The sequence below is a fragment of the Paenibacillus sp. 37 genome, from assembly GCF_008386395.1.
GTDB lineage: Bacteria > Bacillota > Bacilli > Paenibacillales > Paenibacillaceae > Paenibacillus > Paenibacillus amylolyticus_B.
In genome coordinates, this window is the sequence record NZ_CP043761.1 from 1531887 (window position 1) to 1554088 (window position 22202).

The following is a 22202-nucleotide window of genomic DNA, read 5'->3' on the forward strand; positions in this document are numbered from 1 at the left end:
TCGTTTGATTGTTTATATGCGTTGAAAACGGATTATTAAATGACATGCTGTTGAAGAAGAATTGCAGGGTGACTGTATATTCATAAATAAGTTACTTTTCATAAGTTAATATAAAATATAAATCTGCTTTCGTCAATCGCATTTTACAATTATAGCTGGAGTTTTATTGACAAGAACTGCTTCAATAGTTCTGAAAACAAAAAAATCCGACTGTGAAGCCGGATCGGAGTAAACCTCATTACATGAGTTATATAACGTAATCGGTCTTGCCTTAGCGACATTCAAACTTTTGGTTTGGGTGTCGCTTTTTTTCTTTTGGCTGGTGCAGCGGGTGTATCGGATTCTCCTCCGGCAACCGCTTGAGCAGGCGTTTTTCGTGGCGCACGTTTCTTAGGCTTGGCCGTTGTTGTCCCAGGGTCAGCCGGAATAGGCTTCACGGCCTCGATACTTGCCTGCAAGGCAGCCATCAAATCCATCACATTGGCTTCAGGTTTGGCTGGAGCAATCTTGATTTCTTCGCCTGCCACTTTGTGCTGGATAAGATCCAGCAGTTTGCTGCGGTAGTCATCGGTGTATTTACCGGGTTCAAAAGGTGTGGACAATTGATCAATCAGCAGCTTTGCCATCGTGAGTTCCTTTTCATTCACGTTCTGCACTTCCGGCAAGTTGGGCACCTGGGAGACAGGACGAATCTCGTCCGGATAGAAAATCGTCTCCATGGAAAGGCAATCTTCCAGCACACGTATGGCAGCCAGACTGCTTTTCGAGCGAATGGAGATTTTGGCGATGCCAATTTTGCCGGTATCCCGCATCGCGTTCATCAAGAGCTGGTAGGCATTTCCACCAGCCTGATCGGGAGAAAGGTAATATGTTTTCTGAAAATATATTGGGTCAATCTCGGTCAAGTCGACAAAATCCAGGATGGTAATGGTTTTGCTGGTGGAATCATTTAACGCTTCCAATTCATCTTTCTCGAAGAGTACGAACTTTCCTTTTTCATATTCATAGCCTTTGGTAATCTCTTCCCACTTCACGTCCACTTCACAGGATGGACATTGACGAACATAAGCGAGCGGGCTGCCGCAGACTTTATGGATATAGCGCATCGAGATGTCTTTGTCTTCGGTAGCCGAGAACATTTTGACAGGGACATGCACAAGGCCAAAACTGATTGCGCCTTTCCAGACGGTATGCATAGGTCGGCTCCTTTCGAAAGGTTGTTCAAAAATTCCATCTTCTCGGTACTAAAACCGGACTTTTTGAACACGGATTTATATTCAATAGTATGGGCATCTGGCGCAAGGGATAATCGTCTTGTAGACGAACAATTCGTATGGTTCGGCAAGAGTCGGGGATGATAACAGAAACATGCTTGGATTTCGACAGGAAGATGAGCATGGGATAGGTAGTTATTCTCGCAGCACATATGCCGGGAGGTGCAATATTGAAAAACAGACGTGATGAGGAAGAAGCACACAAGCATGCATTTTCTCCGTATCCTCTTGCCAAAGCCGAAAGTGCTGAAGAATTCTATACACCTGCTGCAGCTGTAAACTGGGAAGCGGTCACTTCGGAAGAATTGCCCCTTGATCGGGAGTCGTTCATGCTCGACATTGACCGGATGGTGAATGAAGGGTTAGGCGGGGGGCAGGTTACGGAAGATAACGGTTATATTGGTGATAGCACAACAGACACCATGATTAGGGAAGACCACGAAGATCCGGAAGGGGAGTATGAATAAGATGATGGATGCGAAGCGCGCCAAAGCGATCTATGATTCCAAAGATACCATTGCCGTTACGCTGGAGGGAGATCCAGTCTGGATCGAGAATGTGGATGAAGCCAATGGCATGGCAACCGTTCAGGTTGGCAGCAGACCGGGAAATACCCAGACGGTTCGTGTGGACCGCTTGGAGGAGTAGATACAAGTAGCATATAGTTATTGAGCATTCGAGAATGAATAAAAGCTGAAATATATGCATATCACGGCCGGTACCGAGAGGTGCCGGTTTTTTGGTTTTTACTAATAGGTGTCTGAAACTTCGAAGGAAGCGAGTTTTGAGACATGACTAATCATGCATGTTATATTTCCGCTTGCCTCCTTGGATGTTGCGGGGGAAGAAAGGGACCGATATAATAAGGTTCAAAGTGAACTCAGGCGGCTGGACCGCCAAAGGTGGGGCGAATATTGAATCAGACGCACGAGCAGTGGGTGTATCAATCCCATGGCATTGCAGATACAGAAGCACTTGCTTTCGCACTCGCCAGACAGGCAAACGCCGGCATGGTGATTGCTTTGGATGGTGATTTGGGCGCGGGAAAAACGGCATTTTCACAGAAATTTGCCTGGCATTTGGGTGTACGTGATGTGGTAAGTAGTCCTACATTCACACTAATCAAGGAGTACGAAGGGCGTCTACCTTTATATCACATGGATGTATATCGCATATCGCTGGAAGAAGCGGATGAGCTTGGACTTGATGAATATTTCTATGGAGCCGGAGTCAGTCTGGTGGAGTGGTCGAGTATCATTCCCGAATTGCTGCCGCAAGAGCATTTGCATGTGCAGATTGAAACAACGGGCCTGGAGGATCGAACGATTACACTGGATGGGTACGGCGAGACTTATGCAGCCATGTGCCGACAGTTCAGACAGAATGGAGTCAAATGATGATGGAATATTTACAAAAAGAGCCGCGTCAGCGGTTTTTGGCGTTGGATACATCCACCGCAGTGATGGCAGCTGCGATGATGGAAGATCATGCGCTTCTGGAAGAACGCAATGAACGGGCTGAGCGTAACCATTCGGTACACGTTGTACCGGTGATGGAGCAGCTGCTGGCCGCCAGCAACACACAGCCTGGGCAACTTGACGGCATTGCCGTTGGCCTTGGCCCAGGCTCGTACACGGGCATCCGCATTGCGGTGACCGCGGCGAAGACACTGGCCTGGGCGTGGGACATCCCCGTAGCCGGGGTGTCCAGCCTTCAGGCCCTCGCCTGGGGCGGCTGGCACAGCGGCCTAGCCGCCAAGGCAGAAGCTGCGGCAGAGGAAGCCGCAGCAGGGGCTTGCGGAACGCCATCCGCGGACCAGGGCAGCACAGGTGCTGCCCCTGTCCACTGGATCGTTCCGCTTGTGGATGCACGGCGCGGTCAAGCGTGCACCGCGCTGTTTGCCTCCGCCGGGAGCGATGCGCCCCGGCGTTTGGCGCCTGATGCCATCCGCAAGATGGACGGATGGCTGGAAGCCCTCGCCGCCCGCATGGCGGAGGCGGCGCCGGAAGAGCGGCCCGCAGCCGTCTGGATCGTCGGCGAGACGGGCCCTCATGCTGCGGCAGCCGCGGAGCTTCGCTGCCCCGCAGGAACGGCACTCCAGCTCGTACCTTATGAGCTGGAAGGCCGCTGGGTTGGGCGCCTTGGCGCCGCCGCGCTGCTTGCAGGTCAGCGTGATGACGTGCATGCATTGGTGCCGAACTACACCCAGTTGTCTGAAGCGGAAGCCAATCTGCTGCGCAAAGGCTAAAAGAGGTTGTTCAAAAAGTCCGCTTTTGATTACGAAGGATACCTGGTGGCATCATCAGCATCGAATATGGAATTCAGCCGAAATAAGCGGGGGGCTTACGAAGTATGTTTCCTTTGGAAACATTGTAGTTGCTCACGTAGTTTTCCTACGCTCCGCTACTCCATTTCTAGCTTCATCCCATCTTCTCGGTACTGAAAACCGGTCTTTTTGAACACGCACTAAAGGGGAGGGGAAGCAGATGGACAATGTGGCGAATAATAAGCAGGAAGCAACGCTTCAGTTCAGGTTCATGACACTCGCGGATATTCCCGATGTGATGGAGATTGAACATGAGGCCTTTACCCTGCCCTGGACGGAAGAAGCATTTCAAAATGAATTGACACACAATCATTTTGCTAAATATATGGTGATGGAATTAGAAGGAAAAGCCATTGGCTATGCAGGTATGTGGACCATCATGGATGAAGCCCATATTACCAATATTGCAGTCAGAGGCGCGTATCGTGGACGCAAGCTTGGTGAAAAGTTACTGGATGAATTAATGAGTACAGCGGCTTATCTCGGGATGGAACGAATGACGCTGGAGGTAAGAGTCTCGAACAGCATTGCTCAGCGTTTATATCAGAAAAAAGGGTTTGAATCGGCGGGTCTTCGTAAAGGGTATTACTCCGATAATGGGGAAGATGCGATGATTATGTGGGCGAACTTGCCGTCTGCAGGCCGGAGCGGCGAAGAGGAAGGAAGCGTACTGGATTCATGAACGAACTTAATGAAAAAATAAATTCTGCACCATCCTACATTTTGGCGGTGGAGACAAGCTGTGATGAAACATCGGTAGCTGTTGTTAAGGATGGGAGAGAAGTGCTGTCCAATCTGATCTCAAGTCAGATCGAGACGCATAAGGCATTTGGTGGAGTGGTACCTGAAGTGGCTTCACGCAAACACGTTGAAGTCATTACGTTGATGCTGGAACAAGCGATCGAACAGTCCGGCATTCGTCCACGTGATCTAAGTGCAATCGCCGTAACACAGGGGCCTGGGCTTGTCGGAGCACTGCTGGTGGGTATCGTTGCGGCCAAAACGATGGCGATGGCACTGGGCAAACCACTCATTGGCACACATCATATTGCGGGGCATATCTATGCCAACCGACTTACTCATGAACTGCAATATCCAGCGATGGCACTGGTCGTATCCGGTGGACATACAGAACTCGTGCATATGGAATCCGAGGGCAAGTTCAAACTGATTGGTCGTACACGTGATGATGCCGTAGGCGAAGCGTATGACAAAGTAGCACGTGCATTGGGTTGTCCTTATCCGGGTGGCCCGCATGTGGACCGGATGGCGTCTGAAGCGGAGGATGTAGTGCCATTACCACGGGTATGGCTGGAAGCGGGTTCGTACGATTTCAGTCTCAGTGGTCTGAAGTCTGCTGTACTGAATGTGCTCAATCAGGCCAAAATGCGCGGAGAAACCTTGGAGCCGTCTGCGGTTGCACGTGGTTTCCAGGAAGCTGTTGTTGAAGTGTTGGTGGAAAAAGCCGTTAGAGCAGTTCGTGAATATGGTTCACGACAACTGTTATTATGCGGTGGTGTTGCAGCTAACCGGGGGTTACGCTCGGCATTACAGGAGCGATGCACGAAGGAAGGGCTTGAACTGTTAATCCCGCCAATGGAATATTGTACGGATAACGCGGCCATGATAGGAGCGGCTGCATATCTGAAATGGCAGCGGGGAGAAATTGCTGAATTTGATGCGAAGGCAGATCCAGGACTTTCCTTGGAGGAATGGTCCGTTCAGTCCTTATAGAGGTTGTTCAAAAAGCCCGCTTTTGATTACGAATGATGCCTAGCGGCATCATCAGCATCGAAGATGGAATTCAGCCGAAATGAAGGGGGAGGCTTACGAAGTATGTTTCCTTCGGAAACATTGTAGTTGCTCACGTAGTTTTGACTACGCTCCGCTACTCCATTTCTAGCTTCATCCCATCTTCTCGGTACTGAAAACCGATCTTTTTGAACACGCACTTATAGTTTATATAAACAGGCTGTTTGAGATTAAGAGTTGACAGCCTGCATGTGAAGAATGTATATTAGTTACAAATTTAAACAGGAAGTTATTTTCCTGAACTGATAAACGCGATGAACAGGAATAGTAAGGTCAATCCCGGTCTTAGAGAGCTGCGGTATGGTGCAACGCAGTCGAAGGAAACCTGAAACTCACCTGGAAGCGGAACGATGGAACACGGTGACTCCCTGGGAGAATCCGAAGGCCGATCATGGCCCAAAGTACATGGTTACGGGTTGCCTCCGTGAATGGGCCGTTGTTGGTAGGACCGTTATTACAAGGATCAACTGACGATAACTGAGGGGGCTTTCAGGCTGCTTCAAGTGATCCGGATATGCGAAAGCATTCAGGGGTTGTCTTGAATGAACAGGAAGGAAGTCAACAAGAGTGGTACCGCGAAGGTGAACAGCCTGTCGTCTCTTGCATTATTGCATGAGGTGGCAGGCTTTTTTTGATTTTCAAAATAAAGATGAATGAAGATAGGTCATATTATAAATGTGATGAACGGGAGCAGTAGAACGATAAAGCGCTCAGAGAGCTGCGGGGTGGTGCGACGCAGTGGCTGGAATCATTCGAATCTCGCCCGGGAACGGAGTTGTGGAAGCGTGGGGACGATATCAATCGTCCAGTTGTCCTGATGGACAACAACATGTGTTACACAGCAACGGTTAACCCCCGTTATAGGGTGTTTCTCCGAATTCCATTGTTGTCGTGCGTGTACGCACATCCAGCGGATCGGAGACGACGAGGTGGATGGAGTCCGGCGCAAGCCTGGCCCATCAAGCGAGAGTGGTACCGCGGAGGGGATAATAACCCGCCGTCTCTTATATGAGATGGCGGGTTATTTGTGTTTGCTGCCGGCAGCAGGGTGGGCATGGGAAGAACCATATGGGGATTGAAAAGTCAGAGGATCAGGGTGTAAGTCGACGTACACTCTGTCATGAGGGTAAGCGGGATATACAACGAACGAGTAATGAACATTGAACAACAAGTATAGGCACTAAACATTCATCAGGCTTTAATGATCACTCAGGACTAAGCTACAAACAACATACGCATTTACAAACAAAATATATAACAACTCGGCGATTAGCGGATGTTCTTGTGGCACGTGGATCGTAACGAAACTATTTATAAAAATTTGATGGAGGTTGATGGATATGACAACAACTAATAACAAACGCATGATTGAAATTTTTGATACAACGCTGCGTGATGGAGAACAGGCACCAGGGGCAAGTCTGCAACCCGAGCAAAAGATTGAACTGGCACATCAACTGGCTTCTCTCGGTATCGACGTCATTGAGCCTGGATTCCCGATCTCCAGTCCAGGTGAGTTCGCGGCGGTTCAGGCGATTTCGAGACAGTTGCAGAACGTGGAGATCTGTGGATTCGCACGTGCGGTCAAAGGTGATATTGATTCAGCTGTTCAAGCAACAGCGGATGCAGCACGGCGCCGAATTCACCTGTTTATTTCTTCTTCGGATATTCATATTGAGCATCAACTACGCCGTCCGCGCAGTGAAGTGGTGGCTACCGCTCGTGAGATGGTATCTTATGCACGCCAGTTCACGGACATCGTAGAGTTCACAGCCATGGACGCTGCTCGTACCAAGATGGACGATTTGATTGAAATGGTTGAAGTCGCCATTGAAGCTGGAGCGACCATTATTAATCTGCCGGATACGGTCGGTTATGCCCTGCCACATGAGTATGGCGAGATGTTCCGCCGGGTGCGTGAGGGCGCAAGAGGCGGCGATCAGGTTCGTTATAGTGCTCACTGTCACAATGATCTGGGCCTGGCCGTAGCCAATAGTTTGGCTGCGATTGCCAATGGGGCTACCCAGATTGAAGTGACCATCAATGGTATCGGAGAACGGACGGGGAACTGTGCACTGGAAGAGCTGATTATGGCGCTGGAGACTCGGGGAGACGCAATTGCTGCAACGACGAACATTAAGCTGAATCAGCTGTATGAGACTTCACGTCAGATCAGCCGTGCGATGCACTTCCCGATTGCGTACAACAAACCAGTGGTGGGACGTAATGCATTCCAGCATGAATCCGGCATCCATCAGGATGGTCTGCTGAAGAATCGGAGCACCTATGAGATTATGGACCCGGAAGCGCTGGGTATCCCACGCAGCATGATTATTCTGGGCAAACACTCCGGTCGTCACGCCCTGAAGGACCGGGTTCGCAAATATGGTTTTGAGCCGGATGAGCAGCAGATGGAGCAATTGTATGAGGTATTCAAAGAAACCGCAGACCAGCAAAAAGTGGTCAGTGACGACCAGTTATTACAGATGGTTAGCCAGACCATGAATATTCCTGCACAGGACTATGAACTGGTTGAATTGCAGGTGACGGCGGGCAGTATGACGGATCGAATGGCCGCCGTTCGCATTCGCACAAGCGCTGGAGAACATTCTTACTCTGCTGTTGGCGGTGGACCCGTGGATGCAACCATCCGTGCGATTGGTCAAAGTATTTCCGATGATATTGCATTTGTAGATATGGAGATGCATGCCTTGAGTGGTGGAGAGGGTGCAAGTGCAGAAGCTGTAGTTACCGTGGAGCGTGCAGGACGTGAGTTCCGGGGAACAGCAACACATAATGATATCGTCATGGCTGCCGGTTTGGCTTATGTAGCGGCTTGTAATGCTGCTGGGCTTAAGGCGGAGTCTTCCGAACAGCATGAACAAGAAGCACATGCGTAAAACATCTTTTGCCAGATCGCATCTACAGCGGCAATAGTAGCAATTGCAATTTGATTTAAATATGCATGGCATATAGTAAATAAATGACGGGCAGGCCTTGAATGACAAAGGTCTGCTTTTGTCTTATTATGGAGGAACATTGAGGAGTGAAAGGATGCATTTGTCAAGGTGTGACTATAGTTATCCACATATCCAGTAAAAATTGTGGGTAACTAGGATAAAGCCAAACCAGTATAGTTTTCGAAAGGAAAAGGGTTTAGGGGATAGAATGACTCTTTACTATCCACAAAGTTGTGGATAAAGTGGATAACTTGGTGGATAAATATGGTTTTTGTGTACAAAAGGCTATTCTACCGCTGTATAATTAAGCTTATTAATGTGCTTGCTATCTTGCTTTCTTGTGGATAAGTGTGAGGGGCAGATGGATAAAAATATTTCTCTTCATTCGAGTAAATTTGACAAAAGTCAAAACAGCTCCCCTAACCTCCCTATGTTAGAGTTCAATCTCAAGGAACATAAAGAACATAAGGTGCATAGCTTCAATACTCATCCTCAACAAACAAAAGCTGATCCCAATAAGGAATCAGCCGGTGGTACAACTATACTTGCATGGAGCCGATCAAGCCATGATCTGAGTCTGTACTATTCGTACTATTCCATAGCTAGTTCTTCCCAGTCCTCGTATGCCTTGGTGAGTTCTGCTTTGTGTTCCTCCGATTGTTGCTGGAGTTCTTGCAGCTTCATATAATCCTGATAGATTTCAGGCAGAGCCATCTGTGTCTCAAGTTCGGTAATCTTCGTTTCCAACTCCGCAATCTGTTGTTCCAGAGCTTCCTGCTTGCGTTGCCGGTTACGCTCTTCACGCTTCGCCTGTTTTTCCGCTTCGAATGAAGCCGCTCCGGATTTTTCGGTTGTGGCTGTGTTCAGATCGGATTTGGACGAGTTCTTGGACGAAGCCTGACGTGCCTCAGCAGCTTCACGTGCGATGTCCTCAAGCTCCTGTTTTTTCTCCACATAATCATCATAATTTCCGAGATAGTGTTCCGTTCCACCTGGATGAAGCTCGACAATGCGTTCAGCCATTTTGTTGAGGAAGTACCGGTCATGGGAGATGAATAGCAGGGTGCCTTCATAATCCATTAATGCCGCTTCCAGCACTTCTTTGGCAAACAGGTCGAGATGGTTCGTAGGCTCATCCAGAATGAGCATGTTGGCTTCCTTCAGCATCAGCTTGGAGAGAGAGACACGTGCTTTCTCACCGCCGCTGAGGGAGGAAATTTTCTTGAGCACATCGTCACCGCTGAACAAAAAGTTCCCCAGTACGGTCCGAATGCGTGCTTCTTCCATCCCGGGATAGGCACTCCACAGTTCTTCCAGAACCGTGTTGGACGGATTGAGCCCAGTCTGTTCCTGATCATAATAGCCGATCTGCACTTTTGTTCCCCATTGGATCTCCCCGGTCACCGGACGTAAACTTCCAGTGAGGCACTTCAGCATGGTGGATTTACCTATACCGTTTGGACCAATCAGAGCAACCGTTTCCCCGCGCCGCAGATCGAAGGATACGTTGCGGAACAAAGGAGAAGCCTCGTCATAAGCGACGGACAGCTGATCCACTCGAAGCACTTCCTTGCCTGACATCACGGCAGTTTCGAAGGAAAAATGGGCTTTTTTCAGATCTCCCATCGGTTTATCAAGCCGCTCCATTTTGTCGAGGGCTTTGCGGCGACTTTGAGCGCGTTTGGTCGTCGACGCACGGACAATATTTTTCTGAACAAAATCTTCCATCTTGGAGATTTCACCCTGTTGTTTCTCATATTGCTTCATCTGAGTTTCATACTCGGCAGCTTTGAGCTCCATATAACGGCTGTAATTGCCCGTATATTTTTTGGAGCGGTGACGTTCGATCTCAACGATGGTTGTTACGAGTCGATCAAGGAAGTACCGGTCGTGGGATACCACGAGCAGTGCGCCTGAATAACCTCTCAGATAATCTTCCAACCAAGTAAGGGTGGCGATATCGAGATAGTTGGTAGGCTCGTCCAGCATGAGCAGGTCGGGTGCCTGAAGCAAAATACGAGCAAGGGCAAGGCGTGTCTTCTGCCCGCCGCTCAGAGTAGCAATGGGGGTGTCTGGCGAAAATTCGCCGAATCCCATCCCGTGCAGTACGCTGCGAATACGGGTTTCCATTTCATAACCGCCATGGTCCTTGAACCAATCGGAGCGTTTCGCATAACGTTCCAGCAGGTCAGCATACTTTTTCTCATCTTCCATCTGGGCAGGGTCGGCAATATCGCGTTCCATCTGACGCAAATCAGCTTCAGCCTGTGTCAGGTGAGCGAAGACGTTCATCATTTCTTCCCAGATGTTACGGTCGGATTGCAGCCCGCTGTTCTGAGCGAGGTAACCGAGCGTTGTTTCTTTGGACTTGAAAATCTGTCCTCCGTCATAGGACATTTCACCGGCTACAATTTTGAGCAAAGTGGATTTCCCTGCACCGTTTACGCCAACGAGGCCGATGCGCTCGCGTTCTAATATTTGTAAGTTCACGCCGTCCAGGATTGGATCGACACCAAAACGTTTGATAATTCCGGATACTTGCAGCAGCATAAAATTAAGTTCCTCCATAGGTCCAGTTCTTGATATGACAACTATATCCCAGTTTACATGAAATACAGAGCAATTGCACCGATTGGGAACGCATGGGGTATGTAGTCTTTTTGATCAATCAATGATAAACTGAAAGAAGGCATGTTATTACATGAGGATTTTGCAGAAAATGAATCATTTTAACCATTTCAACAAGATGACAACTGGTCATAACATATAAATTGTTTTTAATGAGAGCTTTTTTCTACCTTCCCTATCAACAGGAGGTTATTCAAGGATATGCAGGATCATGCGGAACTGAAAAGTCAGCTTCGATCCAGACTGAGACAGAGCCGTGATCTGATGGATGCAAGCATGCATCAGCAGGCGATGACTAAGATTAACGCTGGAGTGAAGCAGGAGCTGGAGCGCCTTAGACAGGCCAAGAGCAAGGTTGTGAACAAACCACTCGTCATATTCAGTTATTTGTCCTATGGAAGCGAAGCGTCCACAGCTTTTCTGTTTCAAGAGGGCTGGAATCATGGAGATGTGATGTTTGCACCAAAAGTCTTGGCGAATCCACCTCGAATGGAGTTACGGCGGGTGGCCGGAGAACAAGATCTGGAGCCAGGCATATGGGGGATACCGGAACCCAAGGATTCCTGTGAAGTCCTGACGCCTGATGATTGGCCGGATATCGATCTCGTATTGGTACCGGGACTTGGTTATGATCTCCATGGCGGGCGTATTGGTTATGGTGGCGGTTATTATGATCGTTTTGCCGAGACGCTTGCAGCAACATGTGCGATGACGGGCAAGAAACCGTTGATGGCTGCGATGGTATTGCCGGGTCAGTTACAAGAGGATATCCCGATGGACCTGCTCGATCTGAGGATTGATCTGTTGATAACAACCGAAGGTATATTACATATCGAATAAAGGGTTGTGATGTGATTGAGTTCAGAAGTGAACAACGGCCAGGCTTCGGGTGGAAAACTGACCCATTTTAATGAACAGGGGCGGGCCCGGATGGTTGATATTTCAGGTAAGGAAATTACCGTACGTACGGCTGTGGCCGTAACGAAAGTGACGATGAATCCAGATACACTGGAAGCGATTCGGGAGGGCCGAATCGGCAAAGGTGATGTTCTGGCTGTGGCTCAGATTGCCGGGATTCAAGGCGCGAAGAAAACGTCGGATTGGATTCCGATGTGCCATCCGCTGGCACTGACGGGTGTGGATATTCGTTTTCATGATAATGGAGTGGATGAATTACACATTGAAGTTACTGTCAAAACCGAAAGCAAAACGGGTGTTGAGATGGAGGCGCTCACGGCTGCCTCAGCTGCAGCACTGACGGTCTATGACATGTGCAAGGCCATGCAAAAAGATATGATTATCGGTCCAACCATGCTGAATTCCAAGAGTGGTGGCAAAAACGGTGATTACAGCCGATAGGCAATATTTATTTTCATAGAGGAGAAGGGTGATCTTTATGGTGTGGAGAACAGCAATCCTGACAGCCAGTGACAAAGGAGCCCGCGGGGAACGTGAGGATACGAGTGCACAAGTCATTCGGGAGCTGGTGGAAGAAGAGCTGGGTGGTCAAATCGTGGAGTACCGTATCGTTCCGGATGAACCCGATGAGATTATTGCGGCTTTGATTGAGATGACGGATTATTTTCACGCCGATCTGGTACTGACTACCGGTGGAACGGAGCTGGCCATTCGTGATATTACTCCGGAAGCGACCCGGCGCGTAATTGAGCGGGAAGTTCCCGGGATGGCAGAGGCCATGCGGTACAGTGTAATGAGCAAAAACCGTTCTGCAATGCTGTTCCGCGGGGTATGTGGCATTCGTGGACGTACGCTGATTGTTAATCTGCCAGGTACACCAAAGGGTGTGCACGAACATCTGGCTGCCATTATGGATCAGCTTCCGGAAGCGCTGCTGATGGTTACGGGTCAGTTCAAGCAATAATCGAGCATGGACTCTGGGGCAAGATATCCGATTAGCCATGACTGTTGTTAGATTGTTCTAGTGACATCTCTTATTTGTGAATTTTGCGGGTTATGTAAGTGGTTACATCTATGGTATGATGGGCTTAAATTAAGAACGCAGCAGAGACATCTTTGAACATCTGGCCGAGTATGTGCATCTTCGAAGCTTGAGACGAGGAGGAATATCAATGTTTAGTTCCATTGGACCTACGGGTTTTATTTTGCTGGCCGTGATTGCATTGTTGTTGTTTGGACCCAACAAACTTCCGGAACTGGGACGTGCAGTTGGGCGTACCTTCCGTGAATTTAAAGAAGGCGCTCGCGAGATTATCTCTGAGGATGACTCGTCCAATCGCAAAGAGCAGGAGAAGGCGAAACCGCTGGCAGCTGAGAGCACACCTGCAGACAAGCCTGCTGATAAACGCCTGCCGGAATAATCTTGACGGCAATGAAAGAGAAATCCCTTCCTGCCGGAAGGGTTTTGTATTTTAAGCTGGCAATAATGGGGGGCAGGCATGACGCAGCAAATGGAAGAAATGTCGATTACGGAACATCTGAGCGAGCTGCGGAAGCGGCTGATCTATGTACTAAGCATTTTTGTGCTGGGACTGATTGCAGGATTTTTTGTGGCGGACCCGGTATACCAATATCTGACCAAGTCAGAGTCGGCAAAAGGTTTTGTGTTACATGCCTTCTCGTTCTGGGACGGGATTGGCATCTATATGAAGATTGCAGGGTTGTTCTCACTTATTATTACACTGCCGTTTACGGTGTATCAGATCTGGAAGTTTGTTAGTCCAGGGCTAAAGCCGCGCGAGCGAAAAGCAACGCTGAAGTATGTGCCCTATGTGTTTCTTTTATTTCTGACAGGTATGGCTTTCTCGTATTATGTTATTTTTCCGATGGCACTTGCCTTCACAACAGCGATAACGGAGAAGATGGGGCTTGTGGAGACCTACGGGATGAAGCAGTATTTCAGCTTCCTGTTTGGCATTGTGCTGCCTGTGTCCCTGTTATTTGAACTTCCTTTACTTATTATGTTTCTGACAGGACTGCGGATTCTGAATCCAATTCGTCTTCGCAAGATGCGCAGAGTTGCTTATTTTGTTCTGATCTTCATTGCAGTGGTCATTACACCTCCAGACTTTATATCCGATCTGCTGGTGATGATTCCTTTGCTCCTGTTATATGAGATCAGTGTGTTATTATCCGCAATCGTATATCGCAAGCAGCTTGCAGCCGATGAAGAGATCGAATCCCGCTACGTTCGTGCCGAGGATAAGAAACATGTGGGCTGAATAAGGATAAGCTGTAATGTGCCCGGAAAAGACGTTCTGTTCTTATCCGGGCTATTTCTGTAGACTGCCGACCACCACGACAGGACAAGCAGGCATATTATGTTCAACAATGGATACAATGGGGAAGGGACTGTCTGTTAACGTTGCAGAAGGGTTAAACAATTTCGTAGAATAAGATTAGTGAATTGCAACATAGAACCAGGCACAGCGGGTGTAATTTGGCTATGTTTGTGTAAATTCAACGTAAATTCTCGCAGGAATTCGTCAAAAGGACTTGAAATCATGCTTCAAGTTGAGTATCATAAAGTTGGTTGTTAGCACTGAACACTGTCGAGTGCTAATACATATGGCTACAACCTACAATGTAACGTTATATAATTTCAAAAGGAGGCTATTTTTCATGATCAGACCTTTAGGTGAACGCGTATTGGTAGAACCACTGGAGCAAGAACAAACAACTTCTTTCGGGATCGTACTCCCGGACTCCGCCAAAGAAAAACCGCAAGAGGGTAGAATCATTGCAGTTGGTGCTGGAGTATTGAAAGACGGCGTACGTGTAGCTCTGGAAGTGAAAGAAGGAGATCGCGTTATTTTCTCCAAATATGCCGGTACAGAAATCAAATTCGAAGGTAAAGAATATTTGATTATGAAAGAGAGCGATATTCACGCGATTCTCGACTAATTCAAATTTAATCGGATAACCGAACCATATAGCACGACATAGCACGACCATTTTCCAACAAAAACTAGGGAGGTTTTCTTAACATGGCTAAAGACATTAAATTCAGTGAAGACGCTCGTCGCTCCATGCTTCGTGGTGTGGACGCATTGGCTAATGCAGTAAAAGTAACACTCGGTCCTAAAGGTCGTAACGTGGTTCTGGAGAAAAAATTCGGAAGCCCGCTCATCACTAACGATGGTGTAACCATTGCTAAAGAAATCGAACTGGAAGATGCATTCGAGAACATGGGTGCACAACTGGTTAAAGAAGTAGCAACAAAAACCAACGATGTTGCCGGTGACGGTACTACAACAGCAACTGTATTGGCGCAAGCGCTGATCACAGAAGGTCTGAAAAACGTAACTGCAGGCGCTAGCCCAATCGGTATCCGTAAAGGGATCGACAAAGCGGTTAAAGCTGCGGTTGCTGAATTGCAATCCATCTCCAAACCAATCGATTCCAAACAATCCATCGCACAAGTTGCAGCAATCTCTGCAGCTGACGAAGAAGTAGGCGAATTGATCGCTGAAGCTATGGAAAAAGTAGGTAAAGATGGCGTAATCACTGTAGAAGAATCCAAAGGATTCGCTACAGAGCTTGAAGTGGTTGAAGGTATGCAATTCGACCGTGGATACATCTCTCCTTACATGATCACAGACACGGACAAAATGGAAGCTGTTTTGGACAATCCGTACATCTTGATCACAGACAAAAAAATCTCCAGCACGCAAGACATCTTGCCATTGCTTGAGAAAATCGTTCAACAAGGCAAACCGCTGGTATTGATCGCTGAAGATATCGAAGGCGAAGCATTGGCTATGCTGGTTGTTAACAAATTGCGTGGTACATTCAATGCTGTAGCTGTTAAAGCTCCAGGATTCGGTGACCGTCGTAAAGCAATGCTGCAAGACATCGCTGCCCTCACTGGTGGCCAATTGATCACGGAAGAACTGGGTCTGGACCTGAAATCCGCTGTTGTGGAACAACTGGGTACAGCTCGTCAAATCCGCGTAACCAAAGAAAACACAATCATCGTTGACGGTGCTGGTAACAAATCCGATATCGATGCACGTGTTAGCCAAATCCGTACACAACTGGAAGAAACAACTTCCGAGTTCGACAAAGAGAAACTGCAAGAGCGTCTGGCTAAATTGTCCGGCGGTGTAGCAGTAATCAAAGTTGGTGCGGCTACTGAAACAGAATTGAAAGAACGCAAACTTCGCATCGAAGATGCCCTGAACGCAACTCGCGCAGCGGTTGAAGAAGGTATCGTATCCGGTGGTGGTACAGCGCTCATGAACGTATATAGCGCGGTTGCGGCTGTAGCTCTGTCCGGTGACGAGCAAACAGGCGTAAACATCGTCCTGCGTGCTCTGGAAGCACCAATCCGCACAATCGCAGCTAACGCTGGCGAAGAAGGTTCCGTAATCGTGGAACGTCTGAAAAAAGAACAAACAGGCATCGGCTTCAACGCTGCAACTGGCGAGTGGGTTAACATGATCGAAGCTGGTATCGTTGACCCTGCGAAAGTAACTCGTTATGCATTGCAAAACGCGGCTTCCGTAGCTGCAATGTTCCTGACTACTGAAGCAGTTATCGCTGACAAACCAGAACCTGCAGGTGCTGGTGGCGGAATGCCTGACATGGGCGGTATGGGTGGAATGGGCGGCATGATGTAATAAAGGTGTAAAAACCTTTAAAGCATCATGTGCCTGGCAGAGTGAATTCTCGTTACGATGTGACGAGAATTGGTGAAGCAGTCACTGATACAAATTATAAATAATACAAAAACCACTTCTTGGAAATTATTAGGGAGTGGTTTTTGTGTTGTTGAGTATTTGCATAATCAAAATTAGTATCAAGAGATATGGAGGGCATATATCATGAAACATATTAGAAAAATGATATTAGCAGTTTTGGTTTCTATTGCTGTTATTATCTTAATTTATAATTTCACTTCTAATTCTGAAGGGAGATTAGCAACCGAACCTAGAAGTACTCCATCAACTCCATTAACAGTAATCAATAATGAGGATTTCGCAGGTACTACAAATACGCATCGGTTTAATATTCCGGCAGGATTTAGTTATGTGAAAGTGAGTTTTAAAAACAGGGGTTCGAAACGCTTCACATTTACGATCAATGAAAGATCTACTAGTGGAACCGAGATAACGTCTGGCAGTGTCCCGGCAGATGGAAAAGAGCATACATATTATAGTGACAAAGCGTTGTCGACGGGTTGGTATTATGTGAGTACCTCTTCTGCTCAAGGGATGTCTGGCACATTAGATGTTTCTCTGGGAACTGATGCTTATAAATGATTTGGGAATCGCTCTAAATGTAGATTTGGAGCCCTGAGATTGAAACCTTGTTTCTATGATTTCGTATGTACAGGGATACATAGAAGGTTTATTAGGAACTATTTGAGGAGGAAATGATTTTGAAAAAGGGTACGAAGTGGACATTATGGATTCTGGGCTTGATGCTCGCTACAATATTTATCAATTTCTTCATGAATCTATATAGCTTTGCTTATGCACTGATTACGGTGCTGTTACTTGCCTTTATGGGCTGGGGATTCTTAGCGAAGTTAAAGAACGATGTCCGTCAGCATGAAGACTATCATAGAAGAGAGCACGAATCTGCGATCGATGACATCGATAGATATACAAGATAGGTAACACATACATGATTTTTCACACGTAACCTCGCTTAGCTCTGATCTGATAATCTAGCCAATTGGTTTATCAGCCGTTTTTCGAGATTGATTTTTCAATTTATGGTTATTTTATTATATTGGAGGGATTTTATGAAATTATTTAAATTGCCATTGATTCTTTGTACTATATTACTTTTATCTATTGTCTCAGCTTGTAGTGCGGATGATAGGCTACACGGAAAGAGCGATAACTGGGATGTGTCTCTTCAGAGATCAACAGGGAACTATAGTATTACTTATATAGGTGATGAAAAGCGTATAAAGGATTTTGTGTTTGACCTTACCGGCAGTAATATAGACCAACAGGGGAAAGCGCTGGAAGAGCAAGAGGTTCCGTTCAGTATGTCGGGTACGGTTACTGAGGCGGAGAAAACGAAAGACCCGATTACCTTTAAAATAAGTTGGAACAATCAAAGCGAGACTGTAACTTTTGAGTAACTCTCGCATGGTGGAGGCGTTCATCATTGGTTTGGTGGCAAACACTGAATCATTCCTATAGTACATACCACACGTTAGGCCGTTCCTTCATGGAGCGGCCTTTTTACCTTTTTGCACAATCGCATCTTATTTCGCAACAGTTATTTCAAAAGTAGAGTGTTCATGATCTTGTACGCTGAAGCGATATTCCAATCCGTTGCGAACTGTCGCCCCATCAAAATCAGACTGATTCACGTCGCGATCCAATAGACGCATATCCTGAATGACATCTTGTGCATCGTTATACGAGTACTCACTATTGGTTGTGAGAATGAGTGTGGCGATAGCAGTCATATAAATTCCACCTGTTGGTTTACGCGTATCGCCAGTTGCGTATAACCTGAATTCCTGAATGCTCTTATCTGCATTCACTGCACCAACCAAACGCAACTCGTCATTGAATACATACTCGAAAGTACCAGTGCCCTGCTCGGAAGAGTCTTTCATATCCAAGCGGGTAATACTCAAACCATTCAGTCGGTATTTGCCCACGGCGCCATTAAACTTGTTTTTAAATTCATCGGTAGTCATGTGGAGGCCCGAAAGTTTAATCTGGGGTGTAGGGGTCTGATCTATTTCAGACTGAGTAGAGTTCGAAGATAAATTCAGCATCCCATATAAACCTATTGAAGCAATCGCAAAACAGGCCGTCGTTAGAAAAATAAATCTGATCGGTAACCTATTACCTTTGCGAATAGATAAGATCATCAGAATAAGAAATCCCAAAAATGCGATAAATCCAAGAATGAAGAGGGTGATAAACAGATATTGCAAATTCTCACCTCGTAATAGAGTAATAGCTAATAAAGATCTTTTCTTGCACCTCATTCATTATAATGTTCCCATGGAAAACTTCAAACACTCACTACTCACTGCCCCAACAAAAAAAAGCACTGCCGGCATGCTGCCAGCAGTACTTGCTTGATGTTATACAGGTCTTACCGTAAAGGTGAAGTGATACGCTCGGTTGGCTGGCAAGGTGTATTCAGCATGGGTACGTGCGCCCCAGCTATCGTCTCCGCCGACACCCATTTGCTTGTAATTGATGCGAGCGACAGTCTGTGTACTCTGAGGTAATTTGTAAACATGGTCGTTTGCTTCCAGTTCCTCCGGTGTCCACGGCAACGCATTGATTTCAAATGGTATGTTGGCTTCAACATGAAGGCCACTTTGACCATCCGCTGACGTAATTTCGGCAAAGCGTACATCCGTTTTGTTACCACACTCTTGTGGTTTCAGATATGGAACAAATTGATCTCGAACCGCACCTGTGTAATAGCCAAGACGTGCACTGGTTAGACGGTCTGCGTAGTTGTCATGCGGACCTCTGCCGTACCAGGATATCGTATCCAGGCTGCTATTCAGTTGCAGCAGCATACCAAATTCCGGTAGATCGGGTAGGCCCTCGCCTGGAATAAGAGTTTGGCTGATTTCGAGCACGCCATCCGGACTAATTCGGTACGTAATAGACAGCGTACATCCCGGATGTTGATCCCACGTATAATCGCTCGTCACTAGAATGCCTTGCTCGTCTGCATGGTGTTCAAAGCGAATTAATCTGCTGGTAGCGTGAGCATCTCTCCAGAAGGCAGAACGCTCATTCAGGCGGTTCCCCATATCATTGTCTGTCATGGCTCTCCAGAAATTCGGGCGGACAGGTGCCAGCAATTGCTCCTGATTATTGATCTGATAAGACGTCAACGCGCCAGTAGTCGGGTTAAAGCTCAACGTGACTTGACCTATAGCTACTTTCAATTCATCTTGCAGATCCTGTACCTGTGGCGAATTGTCTTGTCCTTGGTGTACCAGTTGGATTGGACGCAATCGCGGAGATACCACGAACTGATCCCAGCCGATTTCATGACCTGTTCCTGCCCATTTGGTTGCAACTTTGGTTACCAGAGATACAGTCAATACCGCTTCTTTGAACAGATCGGATGATGGTGTGTAAGGGATACGGACTTCAGTCGATTCGCCAGGAGGTACCGCGATGTCCAACGTGCCGTTCTCTACAGACACGCCATTATGTGCTAGTGTCCATACCAGTGAGTATTCGCTCAGATCCGTGAACAGGAACTGGTTTCGAATGCGCAGCAAGCCTTCTTTGACGTCAATGGCTTCCATACGAACGTTCTGATAACATTTCTTCACTTCTTCCAGCTTCGGTGTAACTGTCTTGTCGGCCAGAATCAGTCCGTTTCCGCAGAAATTGCCATCATGAGGAGATTCACCGAAATCGCCGCCATAAGCAAAATATTCTACACCGTCTGCCGTAGTGGTACGAATGGACTGATCGACCCAGTCCCAGATGAATGCACCCTGCAACACATCATATTTATCGAACAAATCCCAATACAGATGCAGACCTCCACAAGAGTTACCCATGGCATGGCTGTATTCGCAGATAATATAAGGTTTCTTCGGACCCTTCATGCGCGCGTATTGCTCCACATCTTGTGGGCTGATATACATTGTGGATTCAATATCACTTGCCGAATCAGAAGGGCGATAATGGAAAGTCCCTTCATAATGAACGAGACGGGTCGGATCGACTTGTTTCAGATAATCGTACATGGCGATGAAGTTATCGCCGCCGAAGGATTCATTACCCAGAGACCAGATAATAACGGACGGATGGTTTTTGTCCCGTTGGAACATCGAGTTACAGCGATCTATTACGTTACTACGCCATTCCGGCTTACTTGCGGGAATATTGTTTTCATTCATTTCCTTTTGCCCATAATCCCAGGTACCGTGAGTCTCCAGATTCGTTTCGTCAATGACATAGAGGCCATATTCATCACACAGTTCGTACCAGAGTGACTGATTCGGATAATGGGATGTACGCACAGCGTTAACGTTATAGGATTTCATCAACTCGATGTCACGGATCATGTCTTCCCGACCAATGGCTCGACCCTTATCCGGGGAAAATTCATGACGATTGACGCCCTTGAACACAATGCGTTTGCCGTTGATTTGCATCAGGCCATCCTTCAGTTCAAACTTGCGGAATCCGATCCGGCTGCGAACAGCCTCCAGTATTTCGCCCGATTCATTCTGAATGGACAGCACAAGTGTATATAGATGGGGGGTCTCGGCGCTCCATAGAAGCGGATTGATAACCTCTGCTGACAACTGGAATGAAAGTTCATCCTCGCCCTGGAAAGTGACCGCCGCAGTAAGTGGTTGCTTCAGTACAGTCTGCTGTTGTGCATCATAGAGCTGTGCCTGAACGGACAATCCGGCAGTCGTCTGCACCGCATTATGATTGAATAATTTCACATCCAACAGCAGCTCCGCATCCTGATAGGCATCATCCAGTTCAGTGCGAACAAAGAAATCGGCGATCTGAACCGGGGAAGGTGAATGCAGGTATACACCACGGAATATGCCGCTTAGCCGCCAGAAATCCTGATTTTCCAGCCAGCTCGCATCACACCAGCGATATACCTCCACAGCCAGCTTGTTTTCACCTTCCGTCAGATATGAGGTGATATCAAATTCTGCGGGTGTAAACGTGTCTTCGCTATAACCGACGAGTTCCCCGTTGACCCATACATAGAAGGCAGATTCAACGCCCTCAAAGTGCAGCAGGACAGGCCGGTCTTTCCAGTCCGCAGGAACAGTAAACGTGCGGATGTACGAACCCACCGGATTATAAGTTGTTGGTGCAAAGGGTGGCTTCAATTCAGGCTCGCGCTCGACCCACGGATACGTCATATTCGTATATTGAGGATAATCGTAACCTTGTAGCTGCCAGTTGGAAGGAACAGCGATCTCGTCCCAGTCACTGGCGTCATAGTTGTTCTCATAAAAGGATGCAATCCGTTGCTCCGGTGTCTCCGCAAAGGCAAACTTCCATGGACCATTCAGTGATTCGTACCATGGCGATGCGCTGGAATCATTGGACAATGCTTCTGTTATAGATGGAAACGCTACCATAGACGCATGTGCGGGTAGACGGCCTACTTGAAAAGTCTCGGGATTATTGTTCCATTCCGGGTATCCATTTGCCGGAGGGGTGTATACCAGTTTGTTTCGCATAACAGCAACTCCTTCTGAAATGTTATAATATTGTCATT

At 47.4% G+C, this 22202-nt stretch carries 21 protein-coding genes and 2 other annotated features; of the genes, 17 read left to right on the top strand and 4 right to left on the bottom strand.

Annotated elements, in window-relative coordinates; genetic code table 11:
* Positions 1-281: 281 nt before the first annotated feature.
* Complete coding sequence (locus F0220_RS06740; RefSeq protein WP_017690092.1) at positions 282-1196, bottom strand: non-homologous end joining protein Ku; 915 nt, start codon at positions 1194-1196, stop codon at positions 282-284.
* Positions 1197-1444: 248 nt separating this feature from the next.
* Here F0220_RS06740 and F0220_RS06745 point away from each other — a divergent pair, with 248 nt between their 5' ends.
* From F0220_RS06745 to F0220_RS06775, 7 genes are all read left to right on the top strand, one after another.
* Complete coding sequence (locus F0220_RS06745; RefSeq protein WP_091015398.1) at positions 1445-1741, top strand: hypothetical protein; 297 nt, start codon at positions 1445-1447, stop codon at positions 1739-1741.
* A 4-nt stretch (positions 1742-1745) separates the two neighbouring features.
* Entirely contained in the window at positions 1746-1922 is a 177-nt protein-coding gene (locus F0220_RS06750; protein WP_026081228.1) for an H-type small acid-soluble spore protein, read from the top strand.
* 266 nt (positions 1923-2188) lie between these two features.
* Complete coding sequence (gene tsaE / locus F0220_RS06755; RefSeq protein ID WP_091015397.1) at positions 2189-2671, top strand: tRNA (adenosine(37)-N6)-threonylcarbamoyltransferase complex ATPase subunit type 1 TsaE; 483 nt, start codon at positions 2189-2191, stop codon at positions 2669-2671.
* The gene (tsaB, locus tag F0220_RS06760) at positions 2671-3522 is read left to right on the top strand and encodes a tRNA (adenosine(37)-N6)-threonylcarbamoyltransferase complex dimerization subunit type 1 TsaB (RefSeq protein ID WP_374954364.1); all 852 of its coding nucleotides are present in this window, start codon (positions 2671-2673) and stop codon (positions 3520-3522) included. The genes tsaE and tsaB overlap by 1 nt, the downstream gene beginning before the upstream one ends.
* A gap of 238 nt (positions 3523-3760) precedes the next feature.
* Positions 3761-4282 carry a ribosomal protein S18-alanine N-acetyltransferase gene (gene rimI, locus F0220_RS06765; protein WP_036668955.1) on the top strand — a complete coding sequence of 174 codons (522 nt, stop codon included), beginning with the start codon at positions 3761-3763 and terminating at the stop codon, positions 4280-4282.
* Entirely contained in the window at positions 4279-5334 is a 1056-nt protein-coding gene (gene tsaD / locus F0220_RS06770; RefSeq protein WP_036611272.1) for a tRNA (adenosine(37)-N6)-threonylcarbamoyltransferase complex transferase subunit TsaD, read from the top strand. The genes rimI and tsaD overlap by 4 nt, the downstream gene beginning before the upstream one ends.
* Positions 5335-5657: 323 nt before the next feature.
* Positions 5658-6016: a binding site (T-box leader), on the top strand.
* Between the two features lie 67 nt (positions 6017-6083).
* Positions 6084-6420: a binding site (T-box leader), on the top strand.
* Between the two features lie 332 nt (positions 6421-6752).
* Complete coding sequence (locus F0220_RS06775; RefSeq protein WP_105597677.1) at positions 6753-8312, top strand: 2-isopropylmalate synthase; 1560 nt, start codon at positions 6753-6755, stop codon at positions 8310-8312.
* A gap of 651 nt (positions 8313-8963) precedes the next feature.
* Here the strand turns inward: F0220_RS06775 and F0220_RS06780 are convergent.
* Positions 8964-10922: an ABC-F family ATP-binding cassette domain-containing protein gene (locus F0220_RS06780; protein WP_105597678.1), complete on the bottom strand. Its 1959-nt coding sequence runs from the start codon at positions 10920-10922 to the stop codon at positions 8964-8966.
* A gap of 279 nt (positions 10923-11201) precedes the next feature.
* Between F0220_RS06780 and F0220_RS06785 the strand changes: the two genes are divergently transcribed.
* The 10 genes from F0220_RS06785 to F0220_RS06830 all read left to right on the top strand — a co-directional run bounded on the left by F0220_RS06785 (position 11202) and on the right by F0220_RS06830 (position 18078).
* On the top strand, positions 11202-11840 hold the full coding sequence (locus F0220_RS06785) for a 5-formyltetrahydrofolate cyclo-ligase (RefSeq protein WP_105597679.1): 639 nt from the start codon (positions 11202-11204) through the stop codon (positions 11838-11840).
* A 27-nt stretch (positions 11841-11867) separates the two neighbouring features.
* Positions 11868-12359 (top strand): cyclic pyranopterin monophosphate synthase MoaC, encoded by a 492-nt coding sequence (gene moaC / locus F0220_RS06790; RefSeq protein ID WP_308737321.1) that lies wholly within the window; start codon positions 11868-11870, stop codon positions 12357-12359.
* A 37-nt stretch (positions 12360-12396) separates the two neighbouring features.
* Positions 12397-12882 carry a MogA/MoaB family molybdenum cofactor biosynthesis protein gene (locus tag F0220_RS06795; protein ID WP_017690080.1) on the top strand — a complete coding sequence of 162 codons (486 nt, stop codon included), beginning with the start codon at positions 12397-12399 and terminating at the stop codon, positions 12880-12882.
* Between the two features lie 208 nt (positions 12883-13090).
* Entirely contained in the window at positions 13091-13339 is a 249-nt protein-coding gene (gene tatA, locus F0220_RS06800) for a twin-arginine translocase TatA/TatE family subunit (RefSeq protein ID WP_036668966.1), read from the top strand.
* 78 nt (positions 13340-13417) lie between these two features.
* Entirely contained in the window at positions 13418-14200 is a 783-nt protein-coding gene (gene tatC / locus F0220_RS06805) for a twin-arginine translocase subunit TatC (RefSeq protein ID WP_091015386.1), read from the top strand.
* A 400-nt stretch (positions 14201-14600) separates the two neighbouring features.
* Positions 14601-14882, top strand: a complete 282-nt coding sequence (groES, locus tag F0220_RS06810) for a co-chaperone GroES (RefSeq protein WP_017690077.1) — start codon at positions 14601-14603, stop codon at positions 14880-14882.
* Between the two features lie 83 nt (positions 14883-14965).
* Complete coding sequence (groL, locus tag F0220_RS06815) at positions 14966-16600, top strand: chaperonin GroEL (protein WP_036611259.1); 1635 nt, start codon at positions 14966-14968, stop codon at positions 16598-16600.
* Between the two features lie 204 nt (positions 16601-16804).
* Entirely contained in the window at positions 16805-17242 is a 438-nt protein-coding gene (locus F0220_RS06820; RefSeq protein WP_105597680.1) for a hypothetical protein, read from the top strand.
* 113 nt (positions 17243-17355) lie between these two features.
* Positions 17356-17598: a hypothetical protein gene (locus tag F0220_RS06825; RefSeq protein ID WP_223199867.1), complete on the top strand. Its 243-nt coding sequence runs from the start codon at positions 17356-17358 to the stop codon at positions 17596-17598.
* A gap of 132 nt (positions 17599-17730) precedes the next feature.
* Positions 17731-18078: a hypothetical protein gene (locus F0220_RS06830; protein WP_105597682.1), complete on the top strand. Its 348-nt coding sequence runs from the start codon at positions 17731-17733 to the stop codon at positions 18076-18078.
* 126 nt (positions 18079-18204) lie between these two features.
* Here F0220_RS06830 and F0220_RS06835 read toward each other — a convergent pair whose 3' ends face one another.
* Positions 18205-18729, bottom strand: coding sequence for a hypothetical protein (locus F0220_RS06835; protein WP_181156151.1), 525 nt, complete (start codon positions 18727-18729; stop codon positions 18205-18207).
* Positions 18730-19044: 315 nt separating this feature from the next.
* Positions 19045-22164 carry a beta-galactosidase, LacZ type gene (locus F0220_RS06840; RefSeq protein ID WP_105597684.1) on the bottom strand — a complete coding sequence of 1040 codons (3120 nt, stop codon included), beginning with the start codon at positions 22162-22164 and terminating at the stop codon, positions 19045-19047.
* Positions 22165-22202 lie beyond the last annotated feature (38 nt).